14 protein-coding genes are annotated in these 15,544 nt (G+C 61.3%); 10 read left to right on the top strand and 4 right to left on the bottom strand.

Annotation, left to right across the window (positions count from 1 at the left end; genetic code table 11):
* The first annotated feature begins 169 nt into the window (after nucleotides 1-169).
* Complete coding sequence (locus tag RhoBH5_RS09740; RefSeq protein WP_007730474.1) at nucleotides 170-1,885, top strand: amidohydrolase; 1,716 nt, start codon at nucleotides 170-172, stop codon at nucleotides 1,883-1,885.
* Complete coding sequence (locus tag RhoBH5_RS09735; protein WP_003942898.1) at nucleotides 1,885-3,219, top strand: MFS transporter; 1,335 nt, start codon at nucleotides 1,885-1,887, stop codon at nucleotides 3,217-3,219. The genes RhoBH5_RS09740 and RhoBH5_RS09735 overlap by 1 nt, the downstream gene beginning before the upstream one ends.
* Nucleotides 3,220-3,331: 112 nt before the next feature.
* Here RhoBH5_RS09735 and RhoBH5_RS09730 read toward each other — a convergent pair whose 3' ends face one another.
* From RhoBH5_RS09730 to RhoBH5_RS09720, 3 genes are all read right to left on the bottom strand, one after another.
* Nucleotides 3,332-3,697, bottom strand: a complete 366-nt coding sequence (locus tag RhoBH5_RS09730; RefSeq protein WP_007730475.1) for a hypothetical protein — start codon at nucleotides 3,695-3,697, stop codon at nucleotides 3,332-3,334.
* A 336-nt stretch (nucleotides 3,698-4,033) separates the two neighbouring features.
* Nucleotides 4,034-4,900 (bottom strand): alpha/beta hydrolase family protein, encoded by an 867-nt coding sequence (locus tag RhoBH5_RS09725; protein WP_030536126.1) that lies wholly within the window; start codon nucleotides 4,898-4,900, stop codon nucleotides 4,034-4,036.
* 90 nt (nucleotides 4,901-4,990) lie between these two features.
* Nucleotides 4,991-6,037, bottom strand: a complete 1,047-nt coding sequence (locus tag RhoBH5_RS09720; protein ID WP_007730477.1) for a LacI family DNA-binding transcriptional regulator — start codon at nucleotides 6,035-6,037, stop codon at nucleotides 4,991-4,993.
* 248 nt (nucleotides 6,038-6,285) lie between these two features.
* On the opposite strand from RhoBH5_RS09720, the gene RhoBH5_RS09715 reads away from it, so the two are divergent.
* The 5 genes from RhoBH5_RS09715 to RhoBH5_RS09695 all read left to right on the top strand — a co-directional run bounded on the left by RhoBH5_RS09715 (nucleotide 6,286) and on the right by RhoBH5_RS09695 (nucleotide 11,509).
* Nucleotides 6,286-7,740 carry an APC family permease gene (locus RhoBH5_RS09715; protein WP_270008200.1) on the top strand — a complete coding sequence of 485 codons (1,455 nt, stop codon included), beginning with the start codon at nucleotides 6,286-6,288 and terminating at the stop codon, nucleotides 7,738-7,740.
* Nucleotides 7,737-9,341: a N,N-dimethylformamidase beta subunit family domain-containing protein gene (locus RhoBH5_RS09710; RefSeq protein ID WP_007730498.1), complete on the top strand. Its 1,605-nt coding sequence runs from the start codon at nucleotides 7,737-7,739 to the stop codon at nucleotides 9,339-9,341. Before RhoBH5_RS09715 ends, RhoBH5_RS09710 begins: the two co-directional genes overlap by 4 nt.
* A 1-nt stretch (nucleotide 9,342) precedes the next feature.
* Nucleotides 9,343-9,705, top strand: a complete 363-nt coding sequence (locus RhoBH5_RS09705) for a cupin domain-containing protein (RefSeq protein WP_007730501.1) — start codon at nucleotides 9,343-9,345, stop codon at nucleotides 9,703-9,705.
* Nucleotides 9,702-11,147, top strand: coding sequence for an aminobutyraldehyde dehydrogenase (locus RhoBH5_RS09700; RefSeq protein ID WP_064075032.1), 1,446 nt, complete (start codon nucleotides 9,702-9,704; stop codon nucleotides 11,145-11,147). The genes RhoBH5_RS09705 and RhoBH5_RS09700 overlap by 4 nt, the downstream gene beginning before the upstream one ends.
* 227 nt (nucleotides 11,148-11,374) lie before the next feature.
* Nucleotides 11,375-11,509, top strand: a complete 135-nt coding sequence (locus tag RhoBH5_RS09695; protein WP_003942853.1) for a hypothetical protein — start codon at nucleotides 11,375-11,377, stop codon at nucleotides 11,507-11,509.
* Between the two features lie 14 nt (nucleotides 11,510-11,523).
* On the opposite strand, the gene RhoBH5_RS09690 is transcribed toward RhoBH5_RS09695, so the two are convergent.
* Nucleotides 11,524-12,177: a nucleoside/nucleotide kinase family protein gene (locus tag RhoBH5_RS09690; RefSeq protein WP_270008199.1), complete on the bottom strand. Its 654-nt coding sequence runs from the start codon at nucleotides 12,175-12,177 to the stop codon at nucleotides 11,524-11,526.
* Between the two features lie 124 nt (nucleotides 12,178-12,301).
* Between RhoBH5_RS09690 and RhoBH5_RS09685 the strand changes: the two genes are divergently transcribed.
* From RhoBH5_RS09685 to RhoBH5_RS09675, 3 genes are read left to right on the top strand one after another with little or no spacing between them, the layout of a single operon-like run.
* Nucleotides 12,302-12,895, top strand: coding sequence for a TetR/AcrR family transcriptional regulator (locus RhoBH5_RS09685; protein WP_007730510.1), 594 nt, complete (start codon nucleotides 12,302-12,304; stop codon nucleotides 12,893-12,895).
* 45 nt (nucleotides 12,896-12,940) lie between these two features.
* The gene (locus RhoBH5_RS09680) at nucleotides 12,941-13,819 is read left to right on the top strand and encodes a crotonase/enoyl-CoA hydratase family protein (RefSeq protein ID WP_223304467.1); all 879 of its coding nucleotides are present in this window, start codon (nucleotides 12,941-12,943) and stop codon (nucleotides 13,817-13,819) included.
* A 14-nt stretch (nucleotides 13,820-13,833) separates the two neighbouring features.
* A complete protein-coding gene (locus RhoBH5_RS09675) occupies nucleotides 13,834-15,477 on the top strand; it encodes an AMP-binding protein (protein ID WP_054826917.1) in 1,644 nt (547 codons plus the stop codon).
* Nucleotides 15,478-15,544 lie beyond the last annotated feature (67 nt).

The raw sequence follows: 15,544 nt of genomic DNA, 5'->3' as shown, positions 1-15,544 counted from the left end.
GCATGTGGCCATGGATGATGTGGATAAGTGCAGAAATGCTCGAAAACTCATACAAAAAAGTTGTATACCGCCTGGTCTGAAACTTTGATGCATTGCATAGCTCCAGGTCAGGGCGTAGTTTTCGCTCAACACGCAGTGACCTGCACCACCATCTCGACGAAGGACCACCATGCGCAAGTTGCACACGCACGAAGCCTCGCCTCTCGACGCCACCGGCACGATCTTCACCGGCGCCAAGATCCACACCGTTGACGACAGCACGGTGGGAGCCGAAGCGTTCCTGGTGTTCGGAAACCGCTTTGCAGCGGTGGGAACGCTCGAGGAATGCAGCACGGAGGCGCGTCGGCTGAGCACTCGCACAACCGCGGTGGTCGAACTCGACGGCGCCACCGTCGTCCCCGGCTTCGTCGATCCACATGCACACCCGTTGATGTACGGGCAGATGCTCAGCTGGGTGGACTGTGGGCCGGAGAAGGCACATTCCATCCCCGGAATCATTGCGCTACTTCAGGAAGCGGCGCTCACAGCACCTGCGGGTGTCCCGATTCGTGGTTACGGCTACGAGCACCGCAACCTGATCGAAGGGCGTCACCCGCTCAAGGAAGAGCTCGATCAGGTGGCCACCGATCGCGAGGTCTACCTCATGAACGCGAGCGGTCACGGCGGCGTCGTCAACTCCTTCACTTTCGACAAGCACGGTATCGACGCGAGCACCGAGAATCCGGCCGGTGGCGAGTTCTTCCGAGATGAAGACGGCGAACTCACCGGTGAGCTCTCCGACGCCGCGTGCAACATTCTCACCGGCGTCAACGGAGTGAAGGTCGGCCATCACGGCCCCAACTTCCATCTCGAGGACGAGCCGGAAGAGCACCTTCGCCAGCTGTCGGTCGCTCAGGACAAGTTCCTGGCCGGTGGCGTCACCACCATCGGTGACTGCCAGGTGACCCGGCGTGAATTCGACATGTACCTGCGTCTGGCCGAGCAGGATCAGCTCAAGACCCGCGTCAGCATGTACATGCTCAGCCACCTCCTCGATCACGTCATCGACACGGGAATGCACGGCGCCTTCGGCAATTCGCGGCTCGCGTTCGGGGGCATCAAGTTCTACGCCGACGGCACACTCGGCGGCTGGACCGCATACTTCCCCGACGGCTACGTGGGCGACCCGTGCCGCACCGGGCAGCTCTACCACGAGCCGGCGGACTACTCGGAGCTGATTGCCAAGGCACATTCGGTGGGTCTGCAGACCGCCACGCACGCTCAGTCACCGACCGCCATCGACATGGTGCTCGATGCCATCGAAGCTGCGCAGAAGGCTCACCCCGACGCCGACGCTCGTCACCGCATCGAGCATTGCGGACTCCCGACGGCCGAGCAGATCGCAAGGATGAACCTGGCCGGTGTCTACCCGGTGAACCAGCCACAGCACTACTACAACTGGGGTGAGGGCGTGACCGCTGCGATCGGCACTCCGGGCGAGCGGTTCAACCCGCTCGGCGAGTTCATCGCTGCCGAAGTTCCCGTGACCATCAGCTCCGACGCCCCCGTCGCAGAGCCGAAGCCGCTCGAAGCAATTCAGGCAGCCGTTACTCGTGTGACGCGTCAGGGCCATCAGCTCGGCTCCGATGCACTCCGCATCACCGCCGACCAGGCATTGCAGGCTCATACCCTCAACGGTGCGCGTGCGCTGGGCCGCGAAGCAGAGCTGGGCAGCATCTCGGTCGGCAAGCGGGCCGACTTCGTCATTCTGGGCGCGGATCCCCTCGAGGTTCCGGCCGACGCGATTGCGCAGATCGAGGTCCGAGAGACCTGGATCGACGGCGAACTCGCACATTCAGGTCATAACCACCTATTGTCGAGCACTTCGACCACCGAGGAAAAGTAATGAACCGAGAGCAACAGATCGTGAAGGCCCGCAAGGCGGGATTTGCAGCCTTCGTCGGTACAACTATCGAGTGGTACGACTTCTACGTGTATGCCACGGCAGCCGCCCTGGTGTTCGGTGACATCTTCTTCCCACCCGGAACCGACCGCCTGACCGGCGTTGCGGCGGCGTTCGCGACATACGCCGTCGGTTTCTTCGCTCGCCCGCTCGGCGGAATCGTGTTCGGCCATGTCGGTGACAAGATGGGCCGACGCACCGCATTGGTTGTGACTTTGACGCTGATGGGTGCAGGCACGTTCCTCATCGGCATGTTGCCCACTTACGCGTCGATCGGGTTCTGGGCGCCGTTACTGCTGGTACTGCTCCGCTTCGTCCAGGGCTTTGCCGTCGGCGGCGAATGGGGCGGCGCGGTCCTGATGGCCGTCGAGCATGCACCCGAGGACAAGAAGACCTTCTACGGCGGTTTCGCTCAGCTGGGCAACCCGGCCGGCGCGCTCCTGGCCACAGGTTTCTTCAGCATTCTCTCCACCTTCGGCGACGACGCTCTGCGCGAGTGGGCTTGGCGACTGCCGTTCCTCTGCTCGGCGCTGCTGATTCTCGTCGGCTTGGTCGTTCGCCTGAAGGTCGAAGAGTCCCCGGTTTTCGAATCCGAGGTGAAGTCCGCGGACGTACCGGAAATGCTCCCGCTCAAGTACGCGCTGGTGACCAACTGGCGCCCGATCATCCTGGGCATCGGCATTCTGCCCGTCGCAGTCGGCGGCTACTACCTCGTGACGACCTTCATCACGGCATACGCAACCGACCCCGATGTCGGATTGTCGGAGACGTTGATTCTCAACGCGCTGAGTGTCGCTGCAGTGGTCGAATTGATCGCGACTCTCGGCGTGGCGTGGCTCGGCGACAAGGTGGGACGCGTCCGCGTCGTCATCTGGGGCCTTGCGGCAGTCGCGATTCTCGCAGCGCCGCAGTTCCTGGTGCTGAAGTCCGGATCCGTGTTCCTGATCTTCCTGACCTTCGCTGTCATGCGACTGGTGCTGGCGGCCACGTACGGCCCGATCGCCGCCGTCCTGTCGCAGATGTTCAAGCCGCAGGCCCGCTACACAAGCATTTCGTTGGCGTACCAGGGTGCAGGCGCGATCTTCGGTGGGTTGTCTCCGCTGGTGTCGACGCTGATGTACAAGGCAACCGGCAGCATCTGGCCGGTCATCGCACTGCTGATCGGCATGTGCGTCCTGAGCATCGTCTGCCTGCTCTTCGCTCCGCAGCATGTGGACGAGGCGACAGATACCGACGGTGCTCCGCAGGGCCTGAACAAGGAATCGGCTTCCGCCTGATTGCCGAGAGTCGGCTTCCGCCTGACAACTGAAAACACGACAGCCGGGGCAGTACACGATTTCCGTGTACTGCCCCAGCTGTCGTTTCAGGTCAGTTGTCGTTCAGCGCCGGTTACGCGCCGACGAGATGGCGATGAAAATGATCGCTGCGTCGGTGGGCCTGGCTGAGATTTCTGATCTCACGCAGCCAGAAGTGAGACGCCAGCGTGTTACTGCTTCCGTAACCAGTGCCGGACGTGTCTTCGTCGATCAGGGCGACAAGCGCTTTGATCAGGCTGGTGACTTTGAGGTTGTTGGTCTGAGAATGTCGGAGCAAGAGCTCGGCGGCTTCGTCGGTGCTGCAACGGTAGAGGGTGCAGACGATTTCGATACCGCGCTCGCGGATCCGGCCCGAAGTAGTCGGGATCCGTAGACCGTTCGTCGAGTTGCTGTTCGTCTGGTTGTTCGTGTCGTCGGGGTGAATCATGGTGTTGATCAAGGTATTCCTTTGAACCGCAGGGTCTTTGGGCCCGTGCGGTGTGTAGCGCATGTTGATACTGGTGCAGTCGGTACGCGATTGGCGGCGGACTCCGTCGGAGCCTTCGGCCTGGTCAACAATCTGCGGGACTGATGAAAGTGCGTAGTGATCAAAGGCGCGGATTTGCACCGAACTGGAAGTCTGCCCCTGGAACGAATACTGGAACTGTTGTTCCGGGCGAAGCGACCGGCTGCCTGACTGACGGCTGCCCTCTGATAACCCCACCGTACGTCATCGATTGAGTTTCAGCTAATTCTATTTCGAGCGGCTGAGAGCACTGTGGCCCGTATTACCTGCTCAAGAGGCATTTATGTGGCCGATTATTGCTTGCTTGGTGGTAGCCCAGGCGTCGGTCGTCGGGTTGCCGAACTCGCCGTGGCCGACGCCGGGAAGTTCGATCAGATCGACCACGTCGCCTGCTGCTCGGGCGGCACGGGCATAGCGCCGACTCTGTTCGACCGACACGACCTTGTCTCCGAGTCCGTGGATCACCGTGACGGGGAGGCCGGTGGGGAGGTGCTCGATCGGTGATGCGATGCGGTAGCGATCGGGATGATCGGTAGGCATGCCGCCCAGAAGATTTCGAACAAATCGATCTTTGCCCGCGGTTGCGGCGAGCGTCATGTCGAAGACGCCGGCCATGATCGTCGTCGAGCGAACCGGCACCGAGAGGTTTGGTTCCGGGGCGTCTGCACCCTGTTGGGATCGCGATGCGACCCAGGCGGCAAGTTGTCCACCCGCGGAGTAGCCGGCGATGTGTACACGGCTCAAATCCAGTCGCCCGGAGGCCTTTTCCTGAACGATGCCGGCCAGGGCGTTGGTGGCCGTAACGGTATCGGAGAGCGTGGTCGGCCAACCACCCTGACCGCCGACGCGTCTGTATTCGATGTTCCAGACCGCAATTCCGTACGGGGTCAGGGTTTTTGCCCACGCGCCCGCGTATTCGAGATTGCTCTTCTGGGCCCATCCACCGCCGTGAATGAGTACGACGACCGGCAGGTCACCGTCCGATCCTTCTGGAAGATACAGATCGCCGAAAGTGTCTGCGGCCGCGGCGTAGGCGATGCGGACCGGAGCGACGTCGCGGTCGAGGCCGGTCGCACTGCTGACAGATGCGAGGAGGGCGAGTGCACAGACCAGCACTACGGCGAGATACCCGGCCAAGCGGTCGCGGGAGCGGTGCGCGATGACCTGATTCCTCTCGGCAGGCGACGGACGATAATTCGGAAATCAGTCTATCGGTGCCAGGTGAATTTATGGTGTGAGCGAATGGGCCGTGCTCGCTCGCACGCGGAGTTCGCTACGCGTATAGCTCTGAACTGGGGGTTCGTCACCGTTGACCAGAGCCAACAGTGCATCTACGGCCGCTGCCGCCTGTTCTTGGGGGAAGAAGTCGAAGGCAGTGATCGGGGGCTGGGAAACCAGCAGGGCGGGTTCGTCACTGTCCTGTGCAATCAAGACGTCACCCGGAATCGACAGCCCGAGATCGAGGGCCGCTCGCGCCGCTGCCGGGGCGCAACCGAGAATCAACGACAGGATCGCGTCAGGCGGAGTCGAGGAGTCGAGGGCCTCGCGGGTGGCCGCATACGCGGCCCCGATGAGGCCTCCGACGGTGCTGGCGCCCGGAAACGACGTCAATTCCTCGCTGGTGCGTGGTGCCACGCCTCGGGCGCGGCACCACTCGAAGTAAGCGAAAGTCGTTGCGCGGGTCCACTCCGAATGCATTCCGGGAGTGAGGACGAAAATGTCCCTTGCGCCACGTTCGGCGAGGTGGTTCAGAAGAGTCTCCGTGGTGGAGACGAGGTCCGGTGAGGTGGAGTATCCGAACTGCCCGGATTGTCCAGGACCCACTGCGACAGAGGGGATTCCGATCTTCTGCAGAACTTCGACGCGCGGGTCGTCGACCATCGGGTCGACGACCAGTACGCCGTCCATCTCGATGCGCCGCAGTCCGTTCGGATCTTTCATCGACGGCAGTAGGAGGAGTGAGTGATCGGCGTGGAATGCAGCCTGGGTCGCGGCGGTCGCCACGCGCCCGTACCAGTCGAAATTGAGGTACTCGGCCGATGACAGTTGGTCGGGAGCGGGGAGCATCAACCCGAGGGTGGCAGTCCGGCCTGACCTGAGATTCTGGGCCGACCGATTGGCACGGTATCCAAGGCGGTCGGCAACCTCTTGAACCCGAGCGCGAGTGGCCGCGTCGACCCGGCCCTTGCCGTTGAGTGCATAGGAGACCGTGGACACCGCGACGCCGGCGGCGTTGGCGACATCACGAAGCGTCGGCGAAACAGGGGTAGCCACTGCGGATCGTTTCTACTCGTTGGTCGGTTTGTCTCCAGCCTATCGATCAATCGTTTCGGCATGTTGCGTGCACCGGTGAGGGGCACCTCAAAACAAAACGTCGAATCGTTTCAGCGCAGGTATTGACACTGATGAAACGATTCGGCACTCTCTTAGGAACACCGGGCGAACGTCGAGAGAAATTCGGGCGAACCTCGGGAAACCTGACCAGGCAGGCGCATACTTGCCTTAACTCGCGGAGCCTCCCCATGACCGAAAAAACCGACCCTCCCGGTGCAGGAACGCATTCTGAATCCGGTTCTCCCACGTCATCCTCGGGCCTGCGCGCCGGAACTATCAACAGCCGTCATCTGGTCTTCTTCGTCATCGCCGCAGCGGCGCCACTGACGATCCTGGTGGGATTCGCGCCACTGGGCCTGATGGTTTCCGGCGCTGCGCTTCCGGTGGGGTACGTCGTTCCCGGGATCGTCTATCTACTGTTCGCCGTCGGCTTCACGGCGATGAGCAGGCATATCCGCGGCGCGGGCGCGTTCTACGCCTACATCACCGAAGGGCTCGGAAAAACAGTCGGCGCAGGCGCCTCTGTGCTGGCTTACATCGGCTATCTCGGTGGCCAGATCGGATTCGTCGTCGCTTGCGGCATCTTTCTCTCGTCGACGATCGAGTTGTTCTTGGGAGTAACCGTTTCCGTCTACACCTGCGCATTGGCGGTCGCAGTTCTGGTCGTGGTGGTGGGATATCGCAGGGTCGATATCGGCGCGAAGGTGCTGGCCGTTTTGATGGCGCTCGAGCTCGGCGTCCTCGCAGTCTTCTGTGTGGCGGTTCTGTTGAAAGGCGGCCACGAAGGACTGTCGCTCGACAGTTTTTCGCCGTCGACCTTCATGACAGCCGGACTGGCGAGCGTCTTCGTGTTGACCTTCACCTCCTTCGTCGGTTTCGAGCAAACGGCGATCTACAGCGAGGAAGTTGTCGATTCCAAACGCACAGTGTCGCGTGCGACCTACACAGCAGTCACTGTTCTGGCTGTGGTCTACGCATTCTGTGCTTGGGTGATCGTGCAGGCCGTCGGCCCGAGTCGGATGGGCGACCTACTCGGCGGTGACCCGTCCGAGCTGATCTTCGATCTCAACAATGAATTTGCCGGCTCCATGATGACCGACGTGATGCATCTGTTGATCGTCACGAGCTTCTTCGCGGGTTGCCTTGCCCTCCACAATGCTTGCAGTCGCTATCTGCTCACCATGGGGCGCGCGAAAGTCTTTCCTGCCGCGCTTGCACGGGTTTCGCCGACCACTGGAACGCCGAGCGTCGCCGGAATCACACAAGGCGCAATGGTATTCGCGGCAATCGCCGGCTTTGCGCTGACGCCCGCAGACCCGTACACCCAAGTAGTCGTGTGGACAAATACACCAACGATCATCGGTGTGCTGGTGTTGCAGGTTCTCACTTCCGTCGCCGTGCTCAGGTTCTTCTCGCAGGATTCTCGCGGTGAAGGTCTGTGGCAGAGGTTGATTGCACCCTCGCTCGCTGCAGTGGCGTTGATCGTCGCGCTCGGATACCTCTTGATGAACATGAGTGACCTGACCGGGTTGACCACCGCGCAAAACTTCTTGTTGGCAGTGCCATTGCTGTTGGCTTTCGCATTCGGCGTGGGACGCGGGATGCGCGTACGTGAACACTCGGTCGAGGAGTTGTCGGCATGAGCGAATACGCATGGTCGGTCCCCGGAGGGTTGGTCGAACGTCCCGGAATTGTTCCGGGCGCTCCCGAGATATGGGTCTATGCGGACAGGTTCTCGTACTTCGGTGGTGACACCGTCTCGATCCGAGTGCATACCACCGCAGAAGAATACGACCTCGAAATTGTTCGAGACGGCGCCCGGCCGCAACAGGTCGCGCAATACGTCGGTCTGCCGGGCAAGCAGCAGCAGACGCCTGCCGACGCGTACGCAGTGGGCTGCGACTGGTCGGAATCCCTTGCCGTCGAGATAGATCCGAAGTGGACGTCCGGCATGTACTTGGTTCTGGTCCGGATGCTCCACGAAGGGGTGACTATTGAGCGGGAGGGCTTCTTCGTCGTCAAGGCGCGCGAACCCGAGCATGCCGACTTCGTACTCATTCACACCACCAGCACGATGTTGGCCTACAACGACTGGGGTGGGGCAAACCACTACCGAGGTGTTCCGGACGGCTCCGGCGATGTGCCGACACCGATTTCCTCGACGCAGCGTCCCGTCGCGCGGGGGATGTTGCGCAAACCCGAGGGCGCAGCACGCAACATCCACACCGACACACCGGGAATCGGATGGATACCCCGTCACCCGCCGTACGAATGGGCGTGGGTGAACGGCTACTCGCGTCACCATGCGGACGCCTTCTGGGCCACTTACGAGAGGCCGTTCACGGTCTGGGCGGAAGAGCAGGGGTTCCGCGTCCACCACGTGACACAACACGATCTGCATAACGATCCGTCAGCGCTGCATGGATATTCATGCGCAGTTGTCGTCGGTCACGACGAGTACTGGTCCTGGGAGATGCGTGACCGCATAGATGATTTCGTCGAAGAGGGTGGTGGTCTGGCGCGATTCGGCGGGAACTTCCTGTGGCAGGTACGCCTCGAAAACGACGCACAAGTCTGTTACAAGAATCCGTTCGACGATCCGATGCGAGAAGTCGACCCGACCCGGGTGACGACGGCGTGGGATTCGCCCGAGGTTGCCCGACCGGGGGCGTGGACGATGGGATTGACCGGCATGGCCGGTGTCTACAATCGTTACGGTGCAACAACTCCCAGGTCTTCGGGCGGTTTCACGGTATACCGGCCGGATCATTGGGCGTTGAACGGAACCGACCTGTACTACGGAGACAACTTCGGGATCGCCCCGATCTGTGTTGCCGGATTCGAGATGGACGGCGTGGATTTCACGTTCCGGAAGGGCCAGCCGTATGCGACCGGCGTCGACGGCGCTCCCGAGGATCTGGAGATCATCGCGATGGCGCCGGCAGTTTCGGGTTCGCGGGACAAATGGAACGGGAAAGTTCCGATCGGTGCGCCTTTCGCCGAAGTGCAGGGAATCATCGAATGCTTCTATGGCAGTGAGCCTCCAGATCACCTTCGTGATCTCGAATACGGATCGGGAATGGTCGCCTGTCACAAGCGAGGTCTCGGCTCCGTGTTCAACGCAGGTTCCACCGAATGGGTGAACGGGCTGATCCATCACGATCCGTTCACCGAACGAATAACTGCAAACGTACTGAATCTGTTTGCTGCACGAATTTCCAGCTCCAACACGAAGGAAAAATGACATGAGTGTCAACGACATTCGAATGTTCGGGCCAGGGCAGGGGACGCGGTTCATCCCGGAGTGGGGTGACGACGCGAGCCCGAACTGGTCGGAATCCGAATGGAGGTCGTTCGGAGATCCGAACGGGGAATACTTCGGCGGTGGTTGGGAAGGCGAGCCCGGCACGCTCTTGTGCGACCCGTATCCGTACGACGAGGTCTGCATCATGATCAGCGGCCGGGTGGCGCTGATCGACCTCGATGGAAACCGTCGCGAATTCTCCGCTGGGGAAGCATTTTTCGTGCCGCAGTCGTTTCGCGGTACCTGGGAGACGGTTGAGCCGTCGAAGAAGTTCTTCGTCGCGCTCCCCGGATCGCGCTCATGACGGTGGAAACTTCGATGACTGTCGCAGCGTTTGGTCACGTGATCAACGGAACGTGCGAGAGCCCGGCAGGTAGACTTTCCGTGCTGGTCGATCCGGTGACCGACAATGTATACGCCCGTGCTGCCGTCGGTTCCGCCGATGACGTCGACCGAGCCTGCCGTTCGTCCGAGAAGGCTGCGCGGTCCTGGCGCCGGTCCACCCCTGCGCGCCGTCAGGAGTTGCTGCTGGCCCTCGCGGACGCGCTGGAAGCAAACGCGAAATATTTCCTCGAGGTCGAATGCCGCAGTACCGGCAAGCCTCTCAGGCAGGTGCGAGACGACGAGATCCCGCAGTGTGTTGACTTTCTGCGGTACTTCGCGGGTATTGCCCGCTCTCTGCCGGGCGTTGCCGCAATGGAGTACACGGAGGGTGCTACGTCTTATGTCAGACGTGAACCCATTGGCGTGATCGGTGCGATCGCTCCTTGGAACTACCCGTTGATGATGGCGGTCTGGAAGATCGCGCCGGCACTCGCGACGGGAAACACCCTCGTGCTCAAGCCGGCCGAGGAGACGCCGGAAACCGCGGTGATGCTGGGAGTGCTTGCAGCGCAGATCTATCCGCCCGGGGTGTTGAACGTAGTGTGCGGCGATCGCGATACCGGAGCCGCGCTCGTCGCTCATCCGGTTCCTCGGATGATTGCGCTGACGGGATCGACGAGAGCGGGTATTTCGGTCGCAAAGGCCGCGTCGGAAGACGTCAAGCTGTTGCATCTCGAACTCGGAGGCAAGGCACCCGCCGTTGTTTTCGCCGACGCGGACCTCGACGGCGCAGTCGCGGGGATTGTTGCCGGGGCCTTTTACAACAGCGGTCAAGATTGCACCGCTGCGACGAGGATTCTCGTTCAAGAGGAGGTTGCGGAGGAGTTCACCGAGAAGTTGACGGCTGCGGCCGCGGACTTGAGGTTGGGCGGACCGGAATCGGGCGATTGTCTCGGCCCCCTGGTCAGCCGCGCTCACCGTGATCGAGTGGCGGAGTTGGTAGAGAGACGCTCAGCAAATACGAACGTATGTATTGGCGGGGGAAAGCCAGCTGGACCAGGGTTTTTCTATCTGCCGACTGTTATTTCCGGGGTGCAGCAGGAAGATGAGCTGGTCCAGGAAGAGATATTCGGGCCGGTTGTCACCGTACAGTCGTTCTCCACCGAGGCTGAAGCGATCGAACTTGCGAACGGGACCAAGTACGCTCTCGCGTCGAGCGTGTGGACGTCCGACCACGGCACCGCGATGAGGATGACGGCCGAACTGGATTTCGGCTGCGTCTGGGTGGGAGCCCACGGAATGCTCGCCGCTGAGATGCCTCACGGTGGCTTCGCCGGGTCGGGTTACGGCAAGGATCTGTCGGAGCTCGCACTGGCGGAGTACACGAGGGCCAAGCACGTCATGCATGTGACGAGCGTCTGACTCCTCGGCAATATCCAACGACGGCCACCTGCCCGCGCTGCGGGACGGTGGCCGTCGTCGTGCCTCGGTGGACCTGCAAGCTTCTGTTTGAATATGTTGCAGTGCAACATGCTTAGAGAGAATTTTCGTTGATTCGGGTCGCGAATGCCGGTAAAGTGACGTGTGCAACATTGCGCACTTCGGCGCACATTCAACCCCACTTTCAATTCTGACTCCAGGAGACTGCCATGGGTTCATCCGACACCGATCTCAAAGCGCTCGACAGCGTTATCACCGTCGCCGGTGCATTGGCGGCGATATTCGGCGGAATCGCCGGAGTTGCCGGGCTGGCCACTTTTCTCGGAACCGGCGGCGGTTCTTAGGTTTTCAGCTGACATCAGTGAGGCTCGGACCGTTCGATTCTGACGATCAGATCCGCGCGTGGCCTGACTGCGCTGATCAACTCGGCGTTCGGCTGATCTACCCGTTTCACCCACTCTGCAGCCGCTTCGGAACTCTTTCCGAAGCGGCTGTGGCGTTTCACCAAGCGCTTCGTCCGAGATTCCTCCGGAACGTCGAGATACCAGACCTCGTCGAGTGCTGCTCGCACTTCCTGCCATCCACCACTGGGTAGGAGGAGATAGTTCCCCTCGGTGACTATCAGCGGTGTACATGGATCGACAGCCGTTGTGCTGCCTATTGATTCGTCGAACTCGCGATCGAAGACCGGAGCATAGACCGTCGAGTTCGAGGCTCGGAGTCGGCGTAGTAGAGCCGCGTAGCCGTCGACGTCGAAGGTGTCCGGTGCGCCTTTGCGTTCATGCCTGCCGAGTCGGTCGAGTTCCCGATTGGCAAGATGAAAACCGTCCATCTCGACGATGGAGCAACGAGAACCTAATTTCCGCACAATTGCCTGTGACACCGTCGACTTTCCGGCTCCCGGTGCGCCCGTGATGCCGAGGATTCTCCGACCGTCGTCGGTGATCAGGGAAGCAGCGCGTGAAGCAAGTTGGTCGAGCGTCAGCGAGACGGTCGGCGGTGAGGTCGTCACGTGTTGCTCCGATCAGTCCGAAGGGCCGGTGCATCGAGAGTACGCCGGAGGCTTTCGGCCATTGACAGTCTGAATGGACTGTGAAACTGTGATCCATGCCACTCGAGAAGTTGGAGGTGAGACCGTGACCCTGCGCGATGCGCAGCGCGAAGCGACGCGCCACCGGATTCTCGATGCGGCAACGGATTTACTGATAGCGGACGGTTATTCATCTCTGACGGCGCAGTCGGTGCAAACCGCTGCCGGAGTCAGTCGGGGCGCTCTGCTGCACCACTTTCCGAACATGCAGGAGCTCACTGCGGCGTTGGTGTCGAACATCGTCGTACGGAACGAGGTGGCGGTAAGAGCTGCCATGTCTCGGCAGGATTCGTCGGTTGACACGATCGAGAACTCGATCTCCGCTCTGTATTCGGCGTTGACTCAGCCGCCATTTCAAGCGGAACTCGAACTGTGGTCCGCAGCGCGGACGGATCCGGTGTTGGCCGAGGTGCTCCGGGAATCGGAGCGAATCGCCGGGCGGGATCTGCGGCGAGTTGTCCACGACGCTTTCGGTCCCGAAATTGTTGCTTCCGAGAACTATTCGCAGATTGCAGATCTGACGGTGCTGATGCTCCGTGGTTTGGCGCTGTCCCGGGCAGTGCAGAAGAGCGACGCGTCTGCGCGTCGTTCGATCAGTCAATGGGCAGGCGTCGTTCGCCTGCTCCTCACCCAGAACTAGCGCAACTCGTTCCGAGCGAGGCGCGCTCTGTCGACAGGACCGATGATGACGGATTTTGCGACCCTGAAGTACGAGACGTCCGGTGGTAAAGCGTATATCACGCTCAACCGTCCCGATCGGCTCAACGCGATCGACGACCGGATGCCGTCGGACATTCGAAACGCGGTGGCAGCAGCCAATGACGACGACGAGGTCCGTGTGATCGTCTTGCAAGGTGCGGGCAAGGCGTTTTGTGCCGGGTACGACCTCAAGAAGTTTGCCGAAGGCGACCTTGACGGAAAGTGGAACCAGGGCCCGGTCTGGGACCCCATCAAGGACTTTCGCGGGATGAAGCAGAACACCGACGACTTCTTCACGCTCTGGCGATCGCTCAAGCCGACGATCTGCAAGGTTCAGGGATATGCGATTGCCGGTGGGAGTGACATCGCGCTGTCCTGCGACATGCTGATCATGGCCGACGACGCTCGCATCGGATACCCGCCTGCGCGTGTGTGGGGTTGCCCGACGACGGCGATGTGGGTGTACCGGCTCGGAGCCCAGCGTGCCAAGCGAATGCTGTTGACGGGAGACACCATTGACGGTGTCACTGCGGCTGACTGGGGATTGGCGCTCGAAGCGGTGCCGGCCGACGAATTGGACTCGGCGGTGGAAGCGTTGGCAGATCGCATCGCCGGTGTTCCGCTCAATCAGTTGGCCATGCAGAAGATGATGATCAACCAGGCGTACGACAACATGGGATTGCAAGGCACCCAGGTACTGGCAACCCTGTTCGACGGAATTACGCGTCACTCCCCGGAGGGGCGCTGGTTCAAGGATTTTGCCGAGCGCGACGGATTCCATGCCGCGGTTCAGTACCGCGATTCCGGACGCAAGATTCCAGACGGAGGCGGGCCGCTCCCCGCGTCCGACACCCCTCCTCGATAGAAAGTGGATGTGAGATGAGCAGTGTTCTCGAAACGTCGTACTTCCCCGCTGACGTGTCTGACCCGATAGAGGAGCAAACGGTGGGTGGGCTGCTGCGAGAGTGCGCCGCGGACTCGCCGAATCTGATTGCAATCAGAGAAGTGGTTCCGACGCAATCGCATTCGCTTTCCGGGGCGGCTGAAACCGATCGCACGTGGACCTTCGCGGAGCTTCTCGACGAAGCAGAGGGGTGTGCGCACTACCTCTTGTCTCAGTTCGACTGCGGAGATCGGATCACTGTCTGGGCTCCGAACGTTCCGGAATGGATGATTCTGCAATACGGCGCCGCGCTCGCCGGGATGGTTCTGGTGACCGCCAATCCTGCGTTGGGTGCGGAGGAGCTGGCGTACGTCTTGTCGCAGTCCCAGTCTCGGGGGCTCTTCCACACCGGAAAGTTTCGCGGTGGCGATATGGCAGCGGTTGCATCCGAGGCGATTTCGATTTCGGGAGAAGAAGTTCTCGCAGTCAACTTCGAGGAGTGGGATCGCCAGGTTCGAGGTTGGGCGGGCGAACGGGGCGCTCTGCCGGAAGTTTCGCCTGACGACAATGCGCAGATCCAGTACACGTCGGGAACCACCGGAGTTCCCAAAGGTGCTCTGTTGCATCACCGCGGATTGGTCAACAATGCCGATTTTGTGAGTCGGAGAGGCCGATTCCCTGAGCGGGGTTCGGTTGTGTCGGCCATGCCGCTGTTCCACACCGCCGGGTGCGGCATCCTGGTTCTCGGCGCCGCGCAGCGAAGAATGTCCATCGGCCTGATCCAGTACTTCGATCCGACTGCGGTTCTCGATGCGGCGGAACGCTTTCACGCTGACGTGGTCAGTGGAGTGCCGACGATGCTGATCGCGATGATCAACGACGCCAGCTTCGCGAGTCGCGACTTTTCGGCCTGTTCGGTGGTCGTATCCGGCGGGTCGTCGGTCCCGCCCGAACTCGTCAGCACGGTGGAGTCGGCCTTCGGGGCGGGGTTCAGCATCGTCTACGGACAGACCGAGGCCAGCCCCGTCATCACACAGACCAGCCCGGCCGACACCCCCGAGGACAAGTCGGAGACGGTCGGACTCGCGTTGCCGCAGGTCGAAGTGAAGATCTCCGACGTCGTGACCGGGGACAGCGTGCCGCTCGGCGAACAAGGCGAGATCTGCGCGCGCGGGTACCTCGTCATGACCGAGTACTTCCGTAATCCGGAGGCTTCGGCCGACACCGTGGACAAGGACGGTTGGTTGCATACCGGCGATTTGGGGACGATGGACGAACGTGGATACGTCCGGGTTACCGGCCGCCTCAAGGACATGATCATCCGCGGCGGTGAGAACATCTATCCGCGTGAGGTCGAGTCCGTGATCTTCACACATCCGAAGATTCTCGACGTGGCGGTCGTGGGTGTGCCCGACGAGGTGTGGGGTGAGCGAGTTGTCGCCGTTATCCGCTGGAAGGACGAGTCCGACCAACCGACCGCCGCCGAGCTGGTCGAGTTCTGCACCGAGCGACTGGCGCGCCACAAGGCGCCCAAGGAGTGGTTCAGCGCGGAGGCGTTCCCACTGACAGGGTCGGGCAAGATCCAGAAATATCGAATTGCGAGCCTGGTCGGCGAAGGCGTGTACGGCGTCGTCAACTGATCGGTGCACATAGCACGTCGGAGCGATTCTGTCTGGGTTATCCCCGTAAATCGCTTCGACGTGCCCT

It is taken from the genome of Rhodococcus sp. BH5, assembly GCF_027583855.1.
In the GTDB taxonomy this organism is placed as follows: domain Bacteria; phylum Actinomycetota; class Actinomycetes; order Mycobacteriales; family Mycobacteriaceae; genus Rhodococcus_F; species Rhodococcus_F qingshengii.
The sequence above is the reverse complement of the archived record's forward strand: the minus strand, read 5'-3'. Positions and strand labels throughout refer to the sequence as shown.

Excerpts from the sequence above, each read along its gene's own strand:
- RhoBH5_RS09740 (WP_007730474.1), top strand. The coding sequence starts at position 170 with ATGCGCAAGTTGCACACGCACGAAGCCTCGCCTCTCGACGCCACCGGC.
- RhoBH5_RS09735 (WP_003942898.1), top strand. The coding sequence starts at position 1,885 with ATGAACCGAGAGCAACAGATCGTGAAGGCCCGCAAGGCGGGATTTGCA.
- RhoBH5_RS09715 (WP_270008200.1), top strand. The coding sequence starts at position 6,286 with ATGACCGAAAAAACCGACCCTCCCGGTGCAGGAACGCATTCTGAATCC.
- RhoBH5_RS09710 (WP_007730498.1), top strand. The coding sequence starts at position 7,737 with ATGAGCGAATACGCATGGTCGGTCCCCGGAGGGTTGGTCGAACGTCCC.
- RhoBH5_RS09705 (WP_007730501.1), top strand. The coding sequence starts at position 9,343 with ATGAGTGTCAACGACATTCGAATGTTCGGGCCAGGGCAGGGGACGCGG.
- RhoBH5_RS09700 (WP_064075032.1), top strand. The coding sequence starts at position 9,702 with ATGACGGTGGAAACTTCGATGACTGTCGCAGCGTTTGGTCACGTGATC.
- RhoBH5_RS09695 (WP_003942853.1), top strand. The coding sequence starts at position 11,375 with ATGGGTTCATCCGACACCGATCTCAAAGCGCTCGACAGCGTTATCACC.
- RhoBH5_RS09680 (WP_223304467.1), top strand. The coding sequence starts at position 12,941 with ATGACGGATTTTGCGACCCTGAAGTACGAGACGTCCGGTGGTAAAGCG.
- RhoBH5_RS09675 (WP_054826917.1), top strand. The coding sequence starts at position 13,834 with ATGAGCAGTGTTCTCGAAACGTCGTACTTCCCCGCTGACGTGTCTGAC.